The following is a 16,377-nucleotide window of genomic DNA, read 5'->3' as shown; positions in this document are numbered from 1 at the left end:
ACCTTGCCCTTGCGGAAGCCCTTGATCTCGACCTCGGGCTGCGCCTCGATCAGCTTTTCCTGGACCTTCGCGTCCAGTTCGGCCGCCGTCACCGTGATGGTGTAGCCGCGCTTGAGGCCTTCGTTCAGGGTCTCGGTGACCTGCATGGGGGGACGTCCTTCCTAAGCTTCTCTCGGGCGCTGATGCGCAATAGGTCAGCGGCACAGGGCCAAGGCCCTGCGCGCGATCGCGGGCCTTCTAGCAAAGCCTTCCGTCCGATGTAAGGGGGAATCGCCAGTCCGCGCGGCGGGACGGGCTGGTGCGGGTGAAGGGACTTGAACCCCCATGCCTTGCGGCGCTGGAACCTAAATCCAGTGCGTCTACCAGTTTCGCCACACCCGCGTCCCGCGCCTTCTAGCAAACCTGCCGAGGGGGCGCGAGAGGCAAAGCACCGCCCCATTTGCGCCACAACCGAAGCGGGATCAGGCCACAACTGCCCAGAAATGACCGAACCGGCATCGAATGCCGACCACAAACCCGCGCCAGTCTGACCCAAAGAATTGAAGCGAGGGATTGGAGATGGACGCCGACGCGCCGTTTTCCAGATCAGCAGGCGGGGCCGGAACGGAGCCCGCGCCGGGGATACTGGCGGGCACGAGGGTCCGCACGCTGGAGGGCATTTTGCCGGTCGAATACCTCACGCCGGGCGACCGGATCGTGACCCGCGCCGGGGCACGGCGGCTGACCTCCATCTCGGTCGTGGCACGCAAGATGGTCGATCTCGTGCGCATCCGCGCCTCGACCATGGGGCACGACCGCCCGGATCAGGACCTTTTTCTGTCTCCCGGACAACCCGTGGTGATCCGCGACTGGCGGGCGCAGGCGCTGTATGGCCTGCCCGCAGCCGCCATCCCGGCGGCGCGGCTGGCGGATGGCGAGTTCGTCTGCCTGGAAACCCATCGTCAGGTCCGGCTTTTCACCCTGCGCTTCGACGACGAGGAAGTGATCTACGCCGAGGGGCTGGAGCTGGCCTGCCCCGCCTTCCTGCCGGAACTGGCCTGACGCTGCGTCGCACTGGGCTTGCCGCAAGGATCGGCTAAGCTCCGGGCCATGGACCAGCCCATCGCCACGCTCTTCGCCCGGATGAAGGCCGGGAATGACGCCCGCCGGACAGGTTTCGGCCTGGCCGAACGCCGCGCGGCGCTTGACCGGCTGGCGGATGTGGTGCGCCGGAACGAAGGTGCCATCGTCGCCGCACTTCAGGCCGATCTCGGCCGCCCCGAGGCCGAGGCGATCCTGACCGACTACCTTCCGGTGCTGCAGGAAATCGCACATGCCCGCCGCCATCTGCGCCGCTGGATGCGCCCGCGCCGGGTCTGGCCCACGCTGGCCACGTTCGGCGCCTCGGCCCGGGTCGAGCCGCAGCCGCGCGGCACCTGCCTGATCGTCGCGCCCTGGAACTTCCCGTTCCAGCTTGCGCTCGGCCCGCTCGTCTCCTGCCTTGCCGCCGGGAATGCGGCGATCCTGAAGCCGTCCGAAATGACCCCGGCCACCAGCGCCCTCGTCTCCCGGATCGTGGCCGAGACCTTCCCGCCCGACCTCGTCGCCGTGGTCGAGGGCGACAAGGCGGTGGCGGAAGAACTGCTCTCCCTGCCCTTCGACCACATCTTCTTCACCGGCTCGCCCGCCGTGGGCCGGATCGTGATGGCGGCTGCGGCGAATACGCTCGCCTCGGTCACGCTGGAGCTGGGCGGCAAGTCACCCGTCATCGTCGGGCCGGATGCCGACCTGAAGCAGGCTGCCGACTGGATCACCTTCGGCAAGTTCGTGAACGCCGGCCAGACCTGCATCGCGCCGGACCACCTCTACGTCCATACCGCGGTGAAGGATGCCTTCATCACCGCGCTTCGCGCCCGCATCGCACGCGCCTATGGCTCCGGCGAGGCAAGCCCCAACCTCGCCCGGATCGTCACGCCCTCCCACGCCGCGCGACTTGCCGCGCTGATCGCGGATGCGCTGGACAAGGGCGCAATGCCGATCATCGCGGGCGGGCAATCCGGCCAGTCGCTCGGCCCGCACCTGATCGAGGGCACCACGCCCGACATGCGTCTCAGCCGCGAGGAGATCTTCGGGCCCGTCCTGCCGGCGCTGACCTATTCCGACACCGACGCGGTGATCGCCGCAATCAACGCAAGCGACAAGCCGCTCGCGATCTACATCTTCGACCGCGACTCCGCCAGCATCGACGCAATCACCCGCCGCACCACCTCGGGCGCGGTCGGGATCAACCTGACACTGGTCCACTATACCCAGCTGAACCTGCCCTTCGGCGGCGTAAACGGCTCGGGCATCGGCGCCGCGCATGGTGAGGCGGGGTTCCGTGCCTTCAGTCATGAGCGCGCGGTGATGCGGAACCGCTTCCTGCTCCTGCCGCTGATCTTCCCTCCCTACACCCCTCGCGTCATGCGGCTGATCCGTCTGGCCAAGCGGGTGCTGGGATGACCTATCACTACATCATCGTCGGCGCGGGGTCCGCCGGTTGCGTTCTGGCGAACCGCCTGTCCACCGACCCCGCCACCCGCGTCTGCCTGGTCGAGGCCGGGCCGCCCGACCGCAACCCGATGATCCACATGCCCTTCGGGCTGGCGACGCTGTCGCATATGCGCTGGCTGAACTGGGGCTACGAGACTGCGCCGGAACCCGGGCTGATGAACCGCCGCCTCTACTGGCCACGGGGCCGGGTACTTGGCGGCTCCAGCTCGATCAACGCGATGATCTACATGCGCGGGCATCCGCAGGACTATCGCGACTGGGCGGCTGCCGCAGGGCCGGACTGGGACTGGCCCCGCGTCCGCCAGGTCTTCAGGGACATGGAGGACAACCGGAGCCGCCACGACGACCACCACGGTCAGGCCGGGCCGCTAACCGTCAGCGATCTGGTGCAGTCCAATCCGCTCTCCCGCGCCTTCGTGCAGGCCGGGGCCGAGTGCGGCCACCCGCTGAACCCCGATTTCAACGGTGAAAACCAAACAGGCTTCGGCCTTTATCAGGTCACGCAGAAGGACGGCCGCAGGTTCAGCGCGGCGCGGGCCTTCCTCGACCCGGTCCGCGACCGCCCGAACCTGACCGTGCTGACCGGAGCGCAGGTCCACCGGCTGCGCTTCACGGGGCGCCGCGCCACCGGTGTCCAGCTGCGCGACCGGCTGCTGCCCCTTGCCGAGGGCGGCGAGGTGATCCTCTCGGGCGGCGCGATCAACTCGCCGCAGCTTCTGCTGCTGTCCGGGATCGGGCCGGGCGAGCATTTGCAGGCGATGGGCCTCCCCGTCCTCCACCACGCGCCCGAGGTGGGCGGCAACCTTGCCGACCATCTGGACATCACGGTGCAGGCTGCGCTGCGCGACCGCAGCGCCATCGGCATCGCCCCGACCTTCCTGCCCCGCGCCCTGCGCGCCAGTTGGGCCTACCTGCGCCGGGGCCAGGGCGAGTTCACTTCGAACGTGGCCGAGGCGGGAGGCTTCGTCGCCTCCGACCCCTCGCGCGACCGGCCGAACCTGCAATTCCACTTCATCCCCGCCTACCTGCACGACCATGGCCGCCGCCTGTCGCTCGGCTATGGCCTGACGCTGCATGTCTGCGATCTCCTGCCGAAAAGCCGGGGGCGGATCAGCCTTGCCACCCCCGATCCCATGGCCGCGCCCCGGATCGAGGCCAACTACCTGTCGCATCCCGACGACCTGCCGGTCCTCATGAACGGGTTGAAGATCGCCCGCACCATCACCCAGGCCCCGGCGCTCGCCCGCCACATCGCCCGCGAAACCCTGCCCGGCCCGCAGATCGCCAGCGACGCCCAGCTGGAGGCCGATATCCGCGCCCGGGCCGAGACGATCTATCACCCGGTCGGCACCTGCCGGATGGGCAGCGATCCCGCCTCCGTCACCGATCCGGAGGGCCGTGTCCGGGGCGTCGAGGGGCTGCGCGTCGTCGACGCCTCGCTCATGTCGCAGATCATCGCGGGCAACACCAACGCCCCCACGATGATGATCGCCGAGACCATCGCGCGAAGGCTGCTGGGCCGGGCCTGACGGCACCGGCCTGTCACACAGCTTTTACATTCCTGCAATCTAAGCGTCACGCAGCACGGCTAGAGCGCTGTCATGCCGCCCCGAAGGGCCGCACGATATCAGGAGTGTTCCGATGAAATCCGCCTGCCTCACCGCGTCGATCCTGGCCTTCGCCGCCGCGATGCCCGCCGCCGCCCGCGACCAGATCCAGGTCACGGGTTCCTCGACCGTGTTGCCCTACGCCACCATCGTCGCCGAGGCGTTCGGCGAGAACTTCGACTTCCCCACCCCGGTCGTCGAAGGCGGCGGCTCGGGCGCGGGCCGCAAGAAGCTTTGCGAAGGCGTCGGCGAGAACACCGTCGACATCGCCAACTCCTCCAGCCGCATCGCGCAGTCCGACATCGACCTCTGCAAGGCGAACGGCGTGGACGAGATCATGGAGGTCCGCATCGGCTATGACGGGATCGTCTTCGCCTCGGACGTGAACGGCGCCGACTTCGCGCTGACCCCGGCGGATGTCTACAACGCTCTGGCCGCCCAGGTCGTCAAGGACGGCGCGCTGGCGGCCAACGCCTCGGCCCAGTGGGCAGACGTCAACCCCGCCCTTCCCGCGCAGAACATCCTGGCCTTCGTGCCCGGCACCAAGCACGGCACCCGCGAAGTCTTCGACGTCAAGGTGATCGAGGCCGGCTGCAAGGAAACCGGCGCGCTCGACCTGTTCAAGGCCACCGCTGAAGGGGCCGACGACAAGGAGAAGGAATCCAACGCCAAGAAGGCCTGCATCAAGCTGCGCACCGATGGCAAGTCGGTCGACGTGGACGGTGACTATACCGAAACGCTGCAGCGTCTGGACGCCGACAAGCAGGCGATCGGCGTGTTCGGCCTGTCCTTCTACGAGAACAACACCGACAAGCTGAAAGTGGCCACCATGTCGGGCATTGTGCCCTCGACCGAAACGATTTCCAAGGGCGAGTATCCGGTGTCGCGTCCGCTCTACTTCTACGTCAAGAAGGCGCATATCGGCGTGATCCCCGGCCTGAAGGAATATATCGAGTTCTTCGTGTCCGATGACATGGCAGGCCCGGAAGGCCCGCTGGCGGCCTACGGTCTTGTCTCCGACCCCGAACTTGCGGCGACCCAGGCTGCCGTGGCTGCGGAAACCCCGATGGGTCCGCTGGAATAAGCTGACCGACCGGGCGGGGCCTTCCGGTCCCGCCCACACCCCCGACCCTGACCCGCGGAAGCCCCAATGTCCGTCCTGATGATCCTGGTTGTCCTTGCCGTTCTCGCCGCCGCCGCCTTCGTGCTGGCCCGGCAACGCGCCCTCGCCTCGGCAGGGGGCAGTCCGCGCCAGCTGCATTCGCTTCCCGTCTATTACGGCTGGTTCGGCGCCCTTGCCGTCCTTGTCCCCTCCCTCGTCGCGCTGGTCGTCTGGCTGATCCTGCAACCTCTGGTGCTTGAGAACCGGATCTCCGCCCAGCTTCCCGCAGCACTTGTCGCCGAGCCCGCGAAGGCCGCGCTGACCATGGCCGACGTCCGCCGCGTGGCGGCAGGGCTCGATGCCGCCGTCGCGCAGGGCGCGATGACCGACACCGAAGCCGGGATGATCCGCACCGAATTCACCAACGTCCGCGACCGGCTGGCCAAGGTCGGCGTGGCGCTCGGCTCGAACGTCTCGAAAGAGGTGCTCGCCGCCGCGCAGGACTACCGCGAGATGTCGCACTGGGGGGCCATCGGACGCAGCGTGCTGGTCCTGGGGCTTGCCGCCCTTGGTCTTGCCTGGGGGGTCAGCCGCGCCCACAAGGATTTCCGTGCCCGAAACCTGGTGGAAAAGGCGGTTCTCGGCCTGCTGATGGCAGCCTCCTCCATCGCGATCCTGACCACCGTCGGCATCGTCTGGTCGATGGTGTCGGAAACCTTCGACTTCTTCTCGAAATACCCGATCCAGGACTTCTTCCTCAGCCTGACCTGGTCGCCCAATTTCCGCGGCGGCTCCGACCTCGGGATCATCCCGCTGATCTGGGGCACGCTCTACATCACCCTCGTCTCGATGCTGGTCGCAGTGCCCATCGGCCTTTTCGCCGCGATCTACCTGGCGGAATATGCCTCGCGCCGCACCCGGAACTGGGTCAAGCCGCTGATCGAGATCATCGCGGGCATCCCGACCGTGGTCTTCGGTATCTTCGCCCTCGTGACCGTCGGCCCGTTCCTGCGCGACTGGTTTGCAGCGCCCCTCGGCCTCGGCAACTCCGGCTCCTCGGTCATGACTGCCGGGATCGTGATCGGCATCCTCAACATCCCCTTCATCTCGTCGCTGTCGGACGACATCATCAACGCCGTGCCGCAAAGCCTGCGTGACGGCAGCCTCGGCCTCGGCGCCACCCGGTCCGAGACCGTGCGCCAGGTCGTCCTGCCCGCCGCCCTGCCCGGCATCGTCGGCGCCATCCTGATGGCGGCCAGCCGTGCCATCGGCGAGACGATGATCGTGGTGATGGGCGCAGGTGCCGCCGCGAAACTCAGCCTCAACCCGTTCGAGGCGATGACGACGATGACCGTCAAGATCGTCGGCCAGCTGACCGGCGACACCGACTTCGCCGCGCCCGAGACGCTGGTCGCCTTCGCGCTTGGCATGACGCTCTTCGTCATCACCCTCTGCCTCAACATCTTCGCCCTCTGGATCGTCCGGAAATACCGGGAGCAATACGAATGACCGACCTTTCCGCCGCCCCTGGCTTCGTCCCCCCTGCGCGCCAGTCTATCCTGACCGCAAGCGCGCAGATGAAACGCCGCAATGCCGCCGAATCCCGGTTCCGCGCCTATGGCGTGATCGCGATCTCCGTCTCGCTGATGACGCTGGCGATCATGCTCTTCACCATCCTGCGCGACGGCGTCTCGGCCTTCCATCAGGCAGAGCTTGCCTTCCCGATGGAACTGTCCGCCGATGTGCTGGATCCCAAGGGCAACCGCGACCGCGCGGAGATGGCGAAGATCACCACCGTTGGCTATCAGAAGGTGCTGGCCCAGGCCTTCGCGGCCGAACTCGACCGCCGCGGCATTGGCCAGGATGGGCTTTCCGCCAAGGATATCGCCGATATGATCTCGAAGGATGCCGCGGGTGCGCTTCGGGCAAGGGTGCTGGCCAACCCGGCGCTGGTCGGCACCACGATCGACGCCCATGTGCTTGCGGCAGGCCGCATCGACGGCTTCCTGAAGGGCCGTGTCACGTTGAAAACCGCCGAGCGCGACAACAGCGTCAAGCCCGAACAACTGCTGCTGGCCGACAAGCTGCGTCAAGCAGGGCTGCTGTCTTCCGCCTGGAACTGGGGCTTCTTCACCAACGCCGACGCCTCGGACCAGCGCCCGGAAGCCGCGGGCCTGGGCGTGGCGCTGATCGGCTCGGCGTACATGATGCTGATGGTCCTGGTGATGTGCGTGCCCGTGGGCGTCGCCGCCTCGATCTACCTCGAGGAATTCGCGCCCAAGAACCGCTGGACCGACGCGATCGAGGTCAACATCTCGAACCTCGCCGCCGTCCCCTCCATCGTCTTCGGTATCCTCGGCCTGGCGATCTTCATCAACTTCGCCGGCCTGCCGCAGTCCTCCTCCATCGTCGGCGCACTGGTGATCAGCCTGATGACCCTGCCCACGATCATCATCGCCACCCGCGCCGCCATCCGCGCCGTGCCGCCGTCGATCCGCGACGCGGCGCTGGGGGTCGGCGCCTCGAAGATGCAGACCGTGTTCCACCATGTCCTGCCGCTGGCCATGCCCGGCATCCTGACCGGCACGATCCTCGGCCTGGCCAGCGCGCTTGGCGAAACCGCGCCGCTCCTGCTGATCGGCATGGTCGCCTTCGTCGACAACTACCCCGCCGCCCCGCCCGAAGGCTTCCTGAGCCCCGCGACCGCGCTGCCGGTTCAGGTCTACAGCTGGGCCAGCCGTGCCGACCCGGCCTTCATCGAACGCTCGAACGGCGCGATCATCGTGCTTCTGGCCTTCCTCGTCACGATGAACGTCGCCGCCATCCTCCTGCGCCGCCGGTTCGAGCGCCGCTGGTAACTCTCACAAGAGCGGCAGCATCAGCGCGAAAAGCTCGGCCTGCGAAGAAATCCCACAGCGCTGGTAAAGCTGCTTGCGGAACACCTTCACCGTCTGCGGCGACAGGCCGAGGTTCAGGCCGATCGACAGCGTGGAATGCCCCTTCAGGATCAGCAGCGCAACCTGCGCCTGGCGGGGCGAAAGCCCGATCCCCAGCACCCGCGCCGCCGCCGCCAGCTTGGTCGGGGTATCCTCGACCGGCTGCTGCGACAGTTTCGGCACCGGCCAGTGCACCCGCGCCAGTTCGGCGACGACCGGGGCAATCCGGCGGCAGGCCGCCATCTCGGCCGCCGAGAAGACCTTTTCCGACTGCCCGTCCCGCCCCAGGAACAGGTTCAGCGAAAGCCCCGACCCCAGCCAGACCGTGAAGGCCAGTTCGTCGATGATCGTCGTCTGCCCGAAATACTCCACATAGAAGCGGCTGCGCTGGAACGCATCCGGCGCAATGTCGCGCAGCCGGTACAGCCCCTCCTCCGCCCGCTGGAGGTGTAGGCCGTAGAACGGGCTCAGGCGGAATGCACCCGCCATATAGGTGCTTTGCAAACGCGCGAAGACCCGTGCATCCCCCGCGCGCCGGAACAGCTCCAGCGCCGGCCCCCCGTCGCTGTAGGCCAGCACCAGCATGTTGTCCGGGCGCGCCAGGGCAAGAAGCATCTGCCACAGGGCATCCTCGAACCCGGGGCGCCCGAGCACGGCAATCGTCCGCGCCAGTTTCGGCTCGACCCCGGTCCCGGCTGGCTCCTTCATGCATACCTCGCTGGGGGTATATACCCCCCGTTTCGCGATACATTAGGATTACTTCAGTTCCAAGGGGTATGGCAGACGCACCGGGCGCGCTTAGGATGACCGGGCTTTTCTGAAAGGGGCACCGATGCGTTTGGCACTTTGGCAGGGCACGTCGCCCGCCTCCGACCTCGACAGCGCCTGCGCCCAGGCCGAGGCCGCGCTGGCCGCCGCCGCCGCGATGGGAGTCGCGGCGCTTGTCCTGCCAGAGGTCTGGCTGCCCGGCTACAACCAGCCCGACATCCCCGCCCGCGCGCTGACCCTCGACAGCCCGCCGCTGCAGCGCCTGGCACGGGCCGCGAAGCTCCATCGTACTGCGCTTGTCACAGGCTATGCCGAACGCGACGGCGACCGGCTCTACAACTCCGCCGCCTGCTTCGGTCCCGACGGCGCGCTGCTCTGCAACTACCGCAAGGTCCAGCTCTACGGCCCGCGCGAGGCTGCGCTCTACACCCCCGGCGAGGCGCTTCCGACCTTTCCGCTTGCGGGGGAAACCGCCGCGATCCTGATATGTTACGACGTGGAGTTTGCACCGCATGTGAAGTCCCTGGCCGACCGCGGCGCAACCCTGATCCTCGCCCCGACTGCCAACATGGCCCCCTTCTTCCATGTCCCCCGTGTCACCGTCCCGGCAATGGCGGCCAACCACGGTGTCACCATCGCCTATGCCAACTACTGCGGGGCCGAGGGCGATCTGGCCTATGTCGGCAATTCGGTGATCGCAGGCCCGCACGGCGAAATCCTCGCGCAGGCGGGCGAGACCCCGACGCTTCTCATCGCCGAAATCCCGCCGCGCGACCCGTCCCGTCTCTCCACCCAGTCCACCGACCTGAGGCAGCTCTGATGCGCGACCCCCGCCACGACATCCTGTTCACGCCGCTCCAGATCGGCCCCAAGACAGCCAAGAACCGCTTCTATCAGGTCCCACACTGCAACGGCGGCGGCTATCGTGACCCATCTGCCGTGGTCGAGATGCGCCGCACCAAGGCCGAGGGCGGCTGGGGCGTGATCTTCACCGAACAGACCGAAATCCACCCGACCTCCGAGATCACCCCCTTCATCGAACAGCATCTGTGGGAGGACAAGGATATCCCCGCCCTCGCCCGCATGGCCGAGGCGATGAAATCCCACGGTGCGCTGGCCGGCATCCAACTCGCCTATTCCGGCATCAACGGCCCGAATCTCTACAGCCGCGAGGTACCGCTGGCCGTCACCGGCGGCCCGATCCTGACCTTCACCTCCGACCCGGTGCAGGCCCGCACGATGGACAAGGAAGACATCCGCGACCTCCGCCGCTGGTTCCGCGCCGCCTTTCGCCGCTCGCATCAGGCGGGGTTCGACCTGATCTGCCTCTACGGCGCGCATGGCTTCGGCATCCTGCAACATTTCCTTTCCCGCGCCACCAACCACCGGACCGACGAATACGGCGGGGATTTGAGAAACCGCGCGAGGTTCCTGCGCGAGATCGTTGAAGATGCACGGGAAACCACGAAAGGTGAACTGGCCGTCACGCTCCGCATGTCGCTGCACGAGGCCGGTGCTTATGGCTTCTCCAACGCCGAACTGCGCGACTTCATCGCGATGCATGCCGAGCTTCCCGACCTCTGGGACCTCGCCAACGGCACTTGGGAGGCCTGCTCCGGCACCTCGCGCTTCAAGGACGAAGGCGCGCAGGAAGAGCTTGTCCGCGGCATCAAGGAACTCACCCCGAAACCGGTGGTCGGCGTCGGCCGTTTCACCTCGCCCGACGCGATGGTGCGCCAGATCAGAACCGGCGTGCTCGACTTCATCGGCGCTGCGCGGCCCTCCATCGCCGACCCTTTCCTGCCCCTGAAGGTGCAGGAAGGCCGCTATGAGGACATCCGCGAATGCATCGGCTGCAACATCTGCGTCTCGGGCGACATGACGCAGGGCATCAGCCGCTGCACCCAGAACACCGCCTTCATGGAGGAATGGCGCAAGGGCTGGCACCCCGACCGCGCCCGCCCGAAAGGCGCGTCGGAAAGCGTCCTCATCGTCGGCGCGGGGCCCACGGGTCTTGAAGCCGCGCTGCAAGCCGCGCGGCGCGGCTACCGGGTGACGCTGGCCGAGGCCAGCACCACGCTCGGCGGCCGCGTCGCAAAGGAACGCCTGCTTCCCGGCCTTTCTGCCTGGGGCCGGGTGGCCGACTACCGCACCGGGCAGATGGCGGTGATGCCGACCGTCGACATCTACCGCGACAGCCCGCTGACCGCCGAGGACATTCTCGCCATGGGGGCCGAGCACGTGGCCATCGCCACCGGCGCCACCTGGCGTCGCGACGCGGTGGCGCGGCTTCACCTTCACCCGATCCCCACCGACCCGGCGATGCCGCTCTACACGCCCGACGACCTGATGGCGGGCCGGGCGCCCGAAGGCCAGACCGTCGCGCTTTACGACGACGACCATTTCTACATGGGCTCGGTGCTGGCGGAGCTTCTGGTCGCCAAGGGCAACCGCGTCCATTTCATCACCCCTTCGGTGAAGGTCGCGGAATGGACCGACAATACGCTGGAACAGGGCACGATCATGCGCCGGCTCCTGGAGATCGGCGTGGAGATCCACCTGAGCAAGGCCCCGGACGCCATCGGTAAGGCCGAGATGACCCTCGGCTGCACCTGGACCGGACGGCAAACCGCCCTGCCCGCCGATGCGGTCGTCTTCGTCACCTCGCGCAGGCCCAATGACAGCCTCTTCCACGATGCGAAGGTCCTCGACTGGCAGGCGGCGGGCATCCGCTCTCTCAAGCTCATCGGTGATGCCGCCGCGCCGGGCCCCATTGCCTGGGCCACCTATGCCGGCCGCGCCTGGGCCGAGGATCTGGACCAGCCCGACCGCGGCGACGCGCTTTCCTTCCGCCGCGAGATTGCCGCACTGGACCCCGGAGTCTCGCTCTTGCCATGACCCGGAAAACACATTCACCTGTTCACAGATAACCGACCCTCGACCAAGGACCCGAAGATGACCCACTTCCGCCACCGCAAGTTCAACACCAAGGAAACCTATCCCGAGCAGAAGCTCGACAACGACCTGGCCCAGGCCGTCGTCGCGCGGGGCCGGATCGTCTTCCTGCGCGGCCAGTGCCCGCAGGACCTCGATACCGCGAAGGATATCGGCAGCCATGATCCGGTCGAGCAGACCCACAAGGTCATGCAGAACATCCGCCAGCTTCTGGAAGAGGTCGGCGGCGACATGAGCCATCTCTGCAAGATCGTCGTCTACCTGACCGACGTCCGCCACCGCGAGGCGGTCTACCGGACCATGGGCGAGTATATCAAAGGGGTGCATCCGGTCTCGACCGGGGTGGTGGTCTCGGCTTTGGCGCGGCCGTCCTGGCTGGTGGAGATCGACGGCACCGCGGTGATCCCGGACGCCGCGGAATGACCTTCTCGATCATCGCCCGCTGCGCCCGGACCGGGCAGTTCGGAATGGCGATCTCCTCCTCCTCCCCCGCCGTGGCGGCGCGCTGCGCCCATGTCCGGGCGGGAGTCGGGGCGGTGGCGAGCCAGAACATCACCGACCCGGCGCTGGGGCCGCTGATCCTCGACCGGCTGGAAGCGGGGATGGCCGCAGCCGACGCCCTGGCCGCCGTCACGGAGGGGCGGCCCCATATCGACTACCGGCAGCTTCTGGTCGTCGACCGGGAGGGTCGCACGGCGATCCATTCCGGGGGGCAGGTGCTGGGGGTCTGGGGCGAGGCCCGCGCCACCGACTGCGCGGCGGGGGGGAACCTATTGGCGGGGGAACTGGTGCCGATGGCGATGGTCGAGGCCTTCGCCGGGTCGAAGGGGCATCTGGGCGAGCGGCTGATGCTGGCGCTGGAAGCTGGTCTTGCGGCGGGGGGCGAGGCGGGGCCGGTGCATTCCGCCGGGCTGAAGGTCGCGGACCGGCTGGACTGGCCGCTGGTCGACCTGCGGATCGACTGGGCCGAGGATCCGATCGGGATGCTGCGGGCCGCCTGGGAGGTCTATGCCCCGCAGATGGGGGCCTATGTCCAGCGGGCGGAGGACCCGACCGAGGCGCCCTCCTACGGGGTGCCGGGGAATGAGTGATGGCCGGGTGCCCGCGCGCGGGCAGCTTTGCGGACCCTGCAAAATCAATGCCTTGCTTGCGGGCATTCAGGAATTGTTAAGCCTTGGAAAGGGGCTCTGAAATGGTCGAATCGATCCACACCCTTGTCATCGGTGGCGGGCAGGCGGGCGTTGCCACCTCGGCCCATCTGCAGAAACAGGGGGTTCCGCATCTGGTCCTGGAACGCGACCGCATTGCCGAACGCTGGCGGACATGGCGCTGGGACAGTCTGGTTGCAAACGGCCCGGCCTGGCATGACCGCTTCCCCGATGCAGAATTCACCGACCTCGACCCCGAGGCCTTCGCGCCGAAGGAGGCGGTCGCCGACTATTTCGAGCGCTTCGCGGGCGACCGCAGCCTGCCGATCCGCACCGGGGTCGAGGTGACGAAGCTGGAGCGGAACGGACAGACCTTCCGGGCGACCACGAAGGACGGCACCATCGAGGCGCAGAATGTCGTCGTCGCCACCGGCCCGTTTCAGAAGCCGGTGATCCCGACCGTGATCACCGATCCCACCATCACCCAGATGCATTCCAACAGCTACCGCAACCCCGGCCAGTTGCCCGAAGGCGCGGTGCTGGTGGTGGGTGCGGGGTCCTCTGGCGCGCAGATCGCCGAGGAACTGGTCCGCTCAGGCCGCCGGGTCTACCTGTCGCTCGGGCCGCACGACCGGCCGCCCCGCCGCTATCGGGGGCAGGATTTCGTCTGGTGGCTGGGCAAGCTGGGCAAGTGGGACATGAAGGCCCCGACCCCGGGGACCGAGCATATCACCATTGCCGTCTCGGGCGCCTATGGCGGGCATACGATGGACTTCCGCCGCCTCGCGGGCCTTGGCGTGACGCTTTTGGGCCGGGCGGGCGAGTATAACGACGGGGTCCTGCATTTCGCCGACGACCTGCGGAGCAACATGGAGGCCGGCGACCGGAACTACCTGTCGGTGCTGGACGAGGCCGACGCCTATGCCAAAGCCAATGGCCTTGACCTGCCCGAAGAGCCGGAAGCGCGCAACCTGCTGCCCCTGCCCGATTGCGTGACCCAGCCGACCCTGGCGCTGGACCTGAAGCGGGAAGGCATTTCCACGGTGATCTGGGCCACCGGCTTCCGGCTGGATTTCGGCTGGATCGACCTGGACATCTTCCAGCCCGATGGCCGCCCACGCCACAAGGAGGGCGTGACGGAGGTTCCGGGGCTGTACTTCATGGGCCTGCCCTGGCTGTCCTGCCGGGGGTCGTCCTTCATCTGGGGGGCCTGGAAGGATGCGGAACGGCTGGCCGGGGTGATCGCTGGGCGGGCGTAAGGCGGGTTGGATGGTGCGCTGTAGCGCACCCTACGGGGTATGGTACGATGGACGACCCGTAGGGTGGGTGAAACCCGCCGTCTTGTGCGGGTGGATGGGTTGGATTGCAGGCAGTTCGCCACCCCTACGCGTGACCCTCCAACGAGGAGACGAAGTCGAACGCGGAGGGTCCGGTGGCCGAAGGACCGGACTCACGCGCCTGCGGCAGACATGCTAGGCTTCCGGCATTTGATGACGGAGGATAGTGATGCTGAGATTAGCCCTTTCGGCCCTCGCCGCCGTGGTCGGCGGTTGTGCGAACGTGAATTATGAGACGACCAGAGCGGGAACCTTCAGCGGCGAGGTCGCTGTGGTCTGGCTGAGCGGCACCAAGGGGTCGGGTGACGGAACCTTCGTCTACGTCCCGACCGAGGCCAAGCCGCTGACCTTCCGGCGGCCCGAGGGCGAGACCAAGGGCAGGAGCATAACCCCGGGCATGATGTACACGGACGGTGGGTCGATCCCGCCTTTCGCGCGCATCGTCAATGGCCTGACGCCGTGGAACTACGGCCCGGCCTATATCGTCCATGACTGGCTGTTCCGGGCGCGGCAATGCCTGAACGACAAGAGCACCAATCCGGACTATGACGCGCTGAAGGATCTGGATTTCCAGGATAGCGCGGAAATCATCGCCGAAGCCATCAAGGCCCTGGAGGCAAGCGGTCGCGTGAAGAAGGACCAGATCTCCGGAGCCCTGGTCACGGCGGCGGTGACAAGCCCGTTCTCGCATCGCCATTGGACGGCGAATGGCAAGTGTTCCGAGGTCAGCGACGAGGACCAGCAGACCGCACTGAACGCCGTTGGCCGGAAGGCGGTGGTCGGGCGCGAGACGACGACACGGTTCAAGTTGCGGACAACTGGAGCAATCGAAGAGCAGACCGGACAGGTGGTGGCGATCATCAGCTATGACGGCCTGTAGACGGGTTGCCGCAATCAGCCGTCTTCGTCCTGGTTTCCCGCCGCGTTCAGCGCGATGATCTCGCGCAGGATGGTGTCGATCCGGGCGGCGATCTCGGGGCCGAGGCGGGCACGCAGGGCGGCGTCGAAGTCCTGTGCGTGCTGGCCGATCTCGGTGAAGACGGCGCGGCCCTTCGGGGTGAGCGACAGGTTCTCGGCCCGGCGGTCGTCGGGGCTGGTGGAGCGGGTGAGAAGGCCTTCGGCTTCCAGCCCGGCGACGGCGCGGGAGACCTTGGTCTTCTCGATATGGCTGAGACGGCAGATGTCGCGGGCGGTCATCGCGCCGAAGCGGCCGAGATTGGCCATGACGCGCCATTGCGTCCGGGTCAGGCCATAGCGGGTGCGATAGGTGGCCTGGAAGCCGCGGCTCGTGGCCTCGGCGGCCTGGTTCAGGAGATAGGGCAGGAAATCCTGAAGGTCGAAATCGCCGCCCTCCGCCATGGTCATGCGCCCGGTTTCACGCGGTCGGGGTGGGCGGCGGCAACCTCCGGCAAGGCCTCCATCCGGGCGGCGATGGCGGCGATGCGGGGGAACGGGGTCAGGTCGAGGCCCCAGCGGCGGGCGTTGTAGACCTGGGGGACGAGACAGAGGTCGGCGACGCCGGGGGTCGGCCCAAGGCTGAACGGGCTGTCGCCGGTCAGCATCGGCTCCAGCCCCTGGAAGCCCAGCGCGATGAAATGCGTCATCCAGCCGTCCAGCGTGGCGCTGCCGCCGAGCGAGACCGCATGTTGCGCGACGCGGAGGTTGCAGACGGGCTGGATCTCCATCGCCACCGCATGGGCCAGTGCGCGGGAACGGGCGCGGTCGGCGGGGTCTTGCGGCAGGAGGCCGGCGGCCCTCGTTTCGTCCAGGTATTCCAGGATCGCGAGCGACTGGGTGAGGCGGAGGCCGTCGATCTCCAGCACCGGGACAAGGCCTTGCGGGTTGGCCTTGAGGTGTTCGGGGCCGCGCTGCGCGCCAGTGGTCAGGTCGACCGGGATGCTTCGGTAGGGAATGCCCAACAGGTTCAGCCCGATCCGCACCCGGTAGGCCGAGGAGGAGCGCCAGTAGTCGTGGAGGATCACATCTGTCATG

At 67.5% G+C, this 16,377-nt stretch carries 16 protein-coding genes and 1 tRNA gene; 12 read left to right on the top strand and 5 right to left on the bottom strand.

Features of this window, described 5'->3' with window-relative positions:
* On the bottom strand, positions 1-146 hold a 146-nt coding region (locus V7Q39_RS05060; protein WP_333815476.1), incomplete at its 3' end, for a trigger factor family protein.
* 150 nt (positions 147-296) lie between these two features.
* Positions 297-381, bottom strand: a tRNA-Leu gene (locus tag V7Q39_RS05055).
* A gap of 177 nt (positions 382-558) precedes the next feature.
* Here V7Q39_RS05055 and V7Q39_RS05050 point away from each other — a divergent pair.
* The 6 genes from V7Q39_RS05050 (at position 559) to pstA (ending at position 8,099) form a co-directional block, all read left to right on the top strand.
* Entirely contained in the window at positions 559-1,041 is a 483-nt protein-coding gene (locus V7Q39_RS05050; RefSeq protein ID WP_333815474.1) for a Hint domain-containing protein, read from the top strand.
* A gap of 48 nt (positions 1,042-1,089) precedes the next feature.
* Entirely contained in the window at positions 1,090-2,481 is a 1,392-nt protein-coding gene (locus V7Q39_RS05045; protein ID WP_333815472.1) for an aldehyde dehydrogenase family protein, read from the top strand.
* Positions 2,478-4,061, top strand: coding sequence for a GMC family oxidoreductase (locus tag V7Q39_RS05040; protein WP_333815469.1), 1,584 nt, complete (start codon positions 2,478-2,480; stop codon positions 4,059-4,061). The genes V7Q39_RS05045 and V7Q39_RS05040 overlap by 4 nt, the downstream gene beginning before the upstream one ends.
* Before the next feature lie 112 nt (positions 4,062-4,173).
* Positions 4,174-5,223 (top strand): substrate-binding domain-containing protein, encoded by a 1,050-nt coding sequence (locus tag V7Q39_RS05035; RefSeq protein WP_333815467.1) that lies wholly within the window; start codon positions 4,174-4,176, stop codon positions 5,221-5,223.
* Positions 5,224-5,289: 66 nt separating this feature from the next.
* Positions 5,290-6,750: a phosphate ABC transporter permease subunit PstC gene (pstC, locus tag V7Q39_RS05030; RefSeq protein WP_333815465.1), complete on the top strand. Its 1,461-nt coding sequence runs from the start codon at positions 5,290-5,292 to the stop codon at positions 6,748-6,750.
* A complete protein-coding gene (gene pstA, locus V7Q39_RS05025; protein WP_333815463.1) occupies positions 6,747-8,099 on the top strand; it encodes a phosphate ABC transporter permease PstA in 1,353 nt (450 codons plus the stop codon). Before pstC ends, pstA begins: the two co-directional genes overlap by 4 nt.
* Before the next feature lie 3 nt (positions 8,100-8,102).
* Here pstA and V7Q39_RS05020 read toward each other — a convergent pair whose 3' ends face one another.
* Positions 8,103-8,885 carry a helix-turn-helix transcriptional regulator gene (locus V7Q39_RS05020; RefSeq protein ID WP_333815461.1) on the bottom strand — a complete coding sequence of 261 codons (783 nt, stop codon included), beginning with the start codon at positions 8,883-8,885 and terminating at the stop codon, positions 8,103-8,105.
* A 124-nt stretch (positions 8,886-9,009) separates the two neighbouring features.
* Between V7Q39_RS05020 and V7Q39_RS05015 the strand changes: the two genes are divergently transcribed.
* The 6 genes from V7Q39_RS05015 to V7Q39_RS04990 all read left to right on the top strand — a co-directional run bounded on the left by V7Q39_RS05015 (position 9,010) and on the right by V7Q39_RS04990 (position 15,265).
* Positions 9,010-9,765: a nitrilase-related carbon-nitrogen hydrolase gene (locus tag V7Q39_RS05015; RefSeq protein ID WP_333815460.1), complete on the top strand. Its 756-nt coding sequence runs from the start codon at positions 9,010-9,012 to the stop codon at positions 9,763-9,765.
* Positions 9,765-11,843, top strand: a complete 2,079-nt coding sequence (locus tag V7Q39_RS05010; RefSeq protein WP_333815458.1) for an oxidoreductase — start codon at positions 9,765-9,767, stop codon at positions 11,841-11,843. Before V7Q39_RS05015 ends, V7Q39_RS05010 begins: the two co-directional genes overlap by 1 nt.
* A gap of 57 nt (positions 11,844-11,900) precedes the next feature.
* Entirely contained in the window at positions 11,901-12,323 is a 423-nt protein-coding gene (locus V7Q39_RS05005) for a RidA family protein (RefSeq protein WP_333815456.1), read from the top strand.
* Positions 12,320-12,991 (top strand): DUF1028 domain-containing protein, encoded by a 672-nt coding sequence (locus tag V7Q39_RS05000; RefSeq protein ID WP_333815454.1) that lies wholly within the window; start codon positions 12,320-12,322, stop codon positions 12,989-12,991. The genes V7Q39_RS05005 and V7Q39_RS05000 overlap by 4 nt, the downstream gene beginning before the upstream one ends.
* A gap of 101 nt (positions 12,992-13,092) precedes the next feature.
* Positions 13,093-14,307, top strand: a complete 1,215-nt coding sequence (locus tag V7Q39_RS04995; protein ID WP_333815453.1) for a flavin-containing monooxygenase — start codon at positions 13,093-13,095, stop codon at positions 14,305-14,307.
* A gap of 247 nt (positions 14,308-14,554) precedes the next feature.
* Positions 14,555-15,265, top strand: a complete 711-nt coding sequence (locus tag V7Q39_RS04990; protein ID WP_333815452.1) for a hypothetical protein — start codon at positions 14,555-14,557, stop codon at positions 15,263-15,265.
* 14 nt (positions 15,266-15,279) lie between these two features.
* On the opposite strand, the gene V7Q39_RS04985 is transcribed toward V7Q39_RS04990, so the two are convergent.
* Positions 15,280-15,750, bottom strand: a complete 471-nt coding sequence (locus tag V7Q39_RS04985; RefSeq protein ID WP_333815451.1) for a MarR family winged helix-turn-helix transcriptional regulator — start codon at positions 15,748-15,750, stop codon at positions 15,280-15,282.
* The gene (gene maiA / locus V7Q39_RS04980; RefSeq protein WP_333815450.1) at positions 15,747-16,376 is read right to left on the bottom strand and encodes a maleylacetoacetate isomerase; all 630 of its coding nucleotides are present in this window, start codon (positions 16,374-16,376) and stop codon (positions 15,747-15,749) included. Before maiA ends, V7Q39_RS04985 begins: the two co-directional genes overlap by 4 nt.
* Position 16,377: the final 1 nt, after the last annotated feature.

The sequence above is a fragment of the Tabrizicola sp. genome, from assembly GCF_036781545.1.
Lineage (GTDB): Bacteria > Pseudomonadota > Alphaproteobacteria > Rhodobacterales > Rhodobacteraceae > Tabrizicola.
This window is presented reverse-complemented; position numbering and strand designations above follow the sequence as displayed.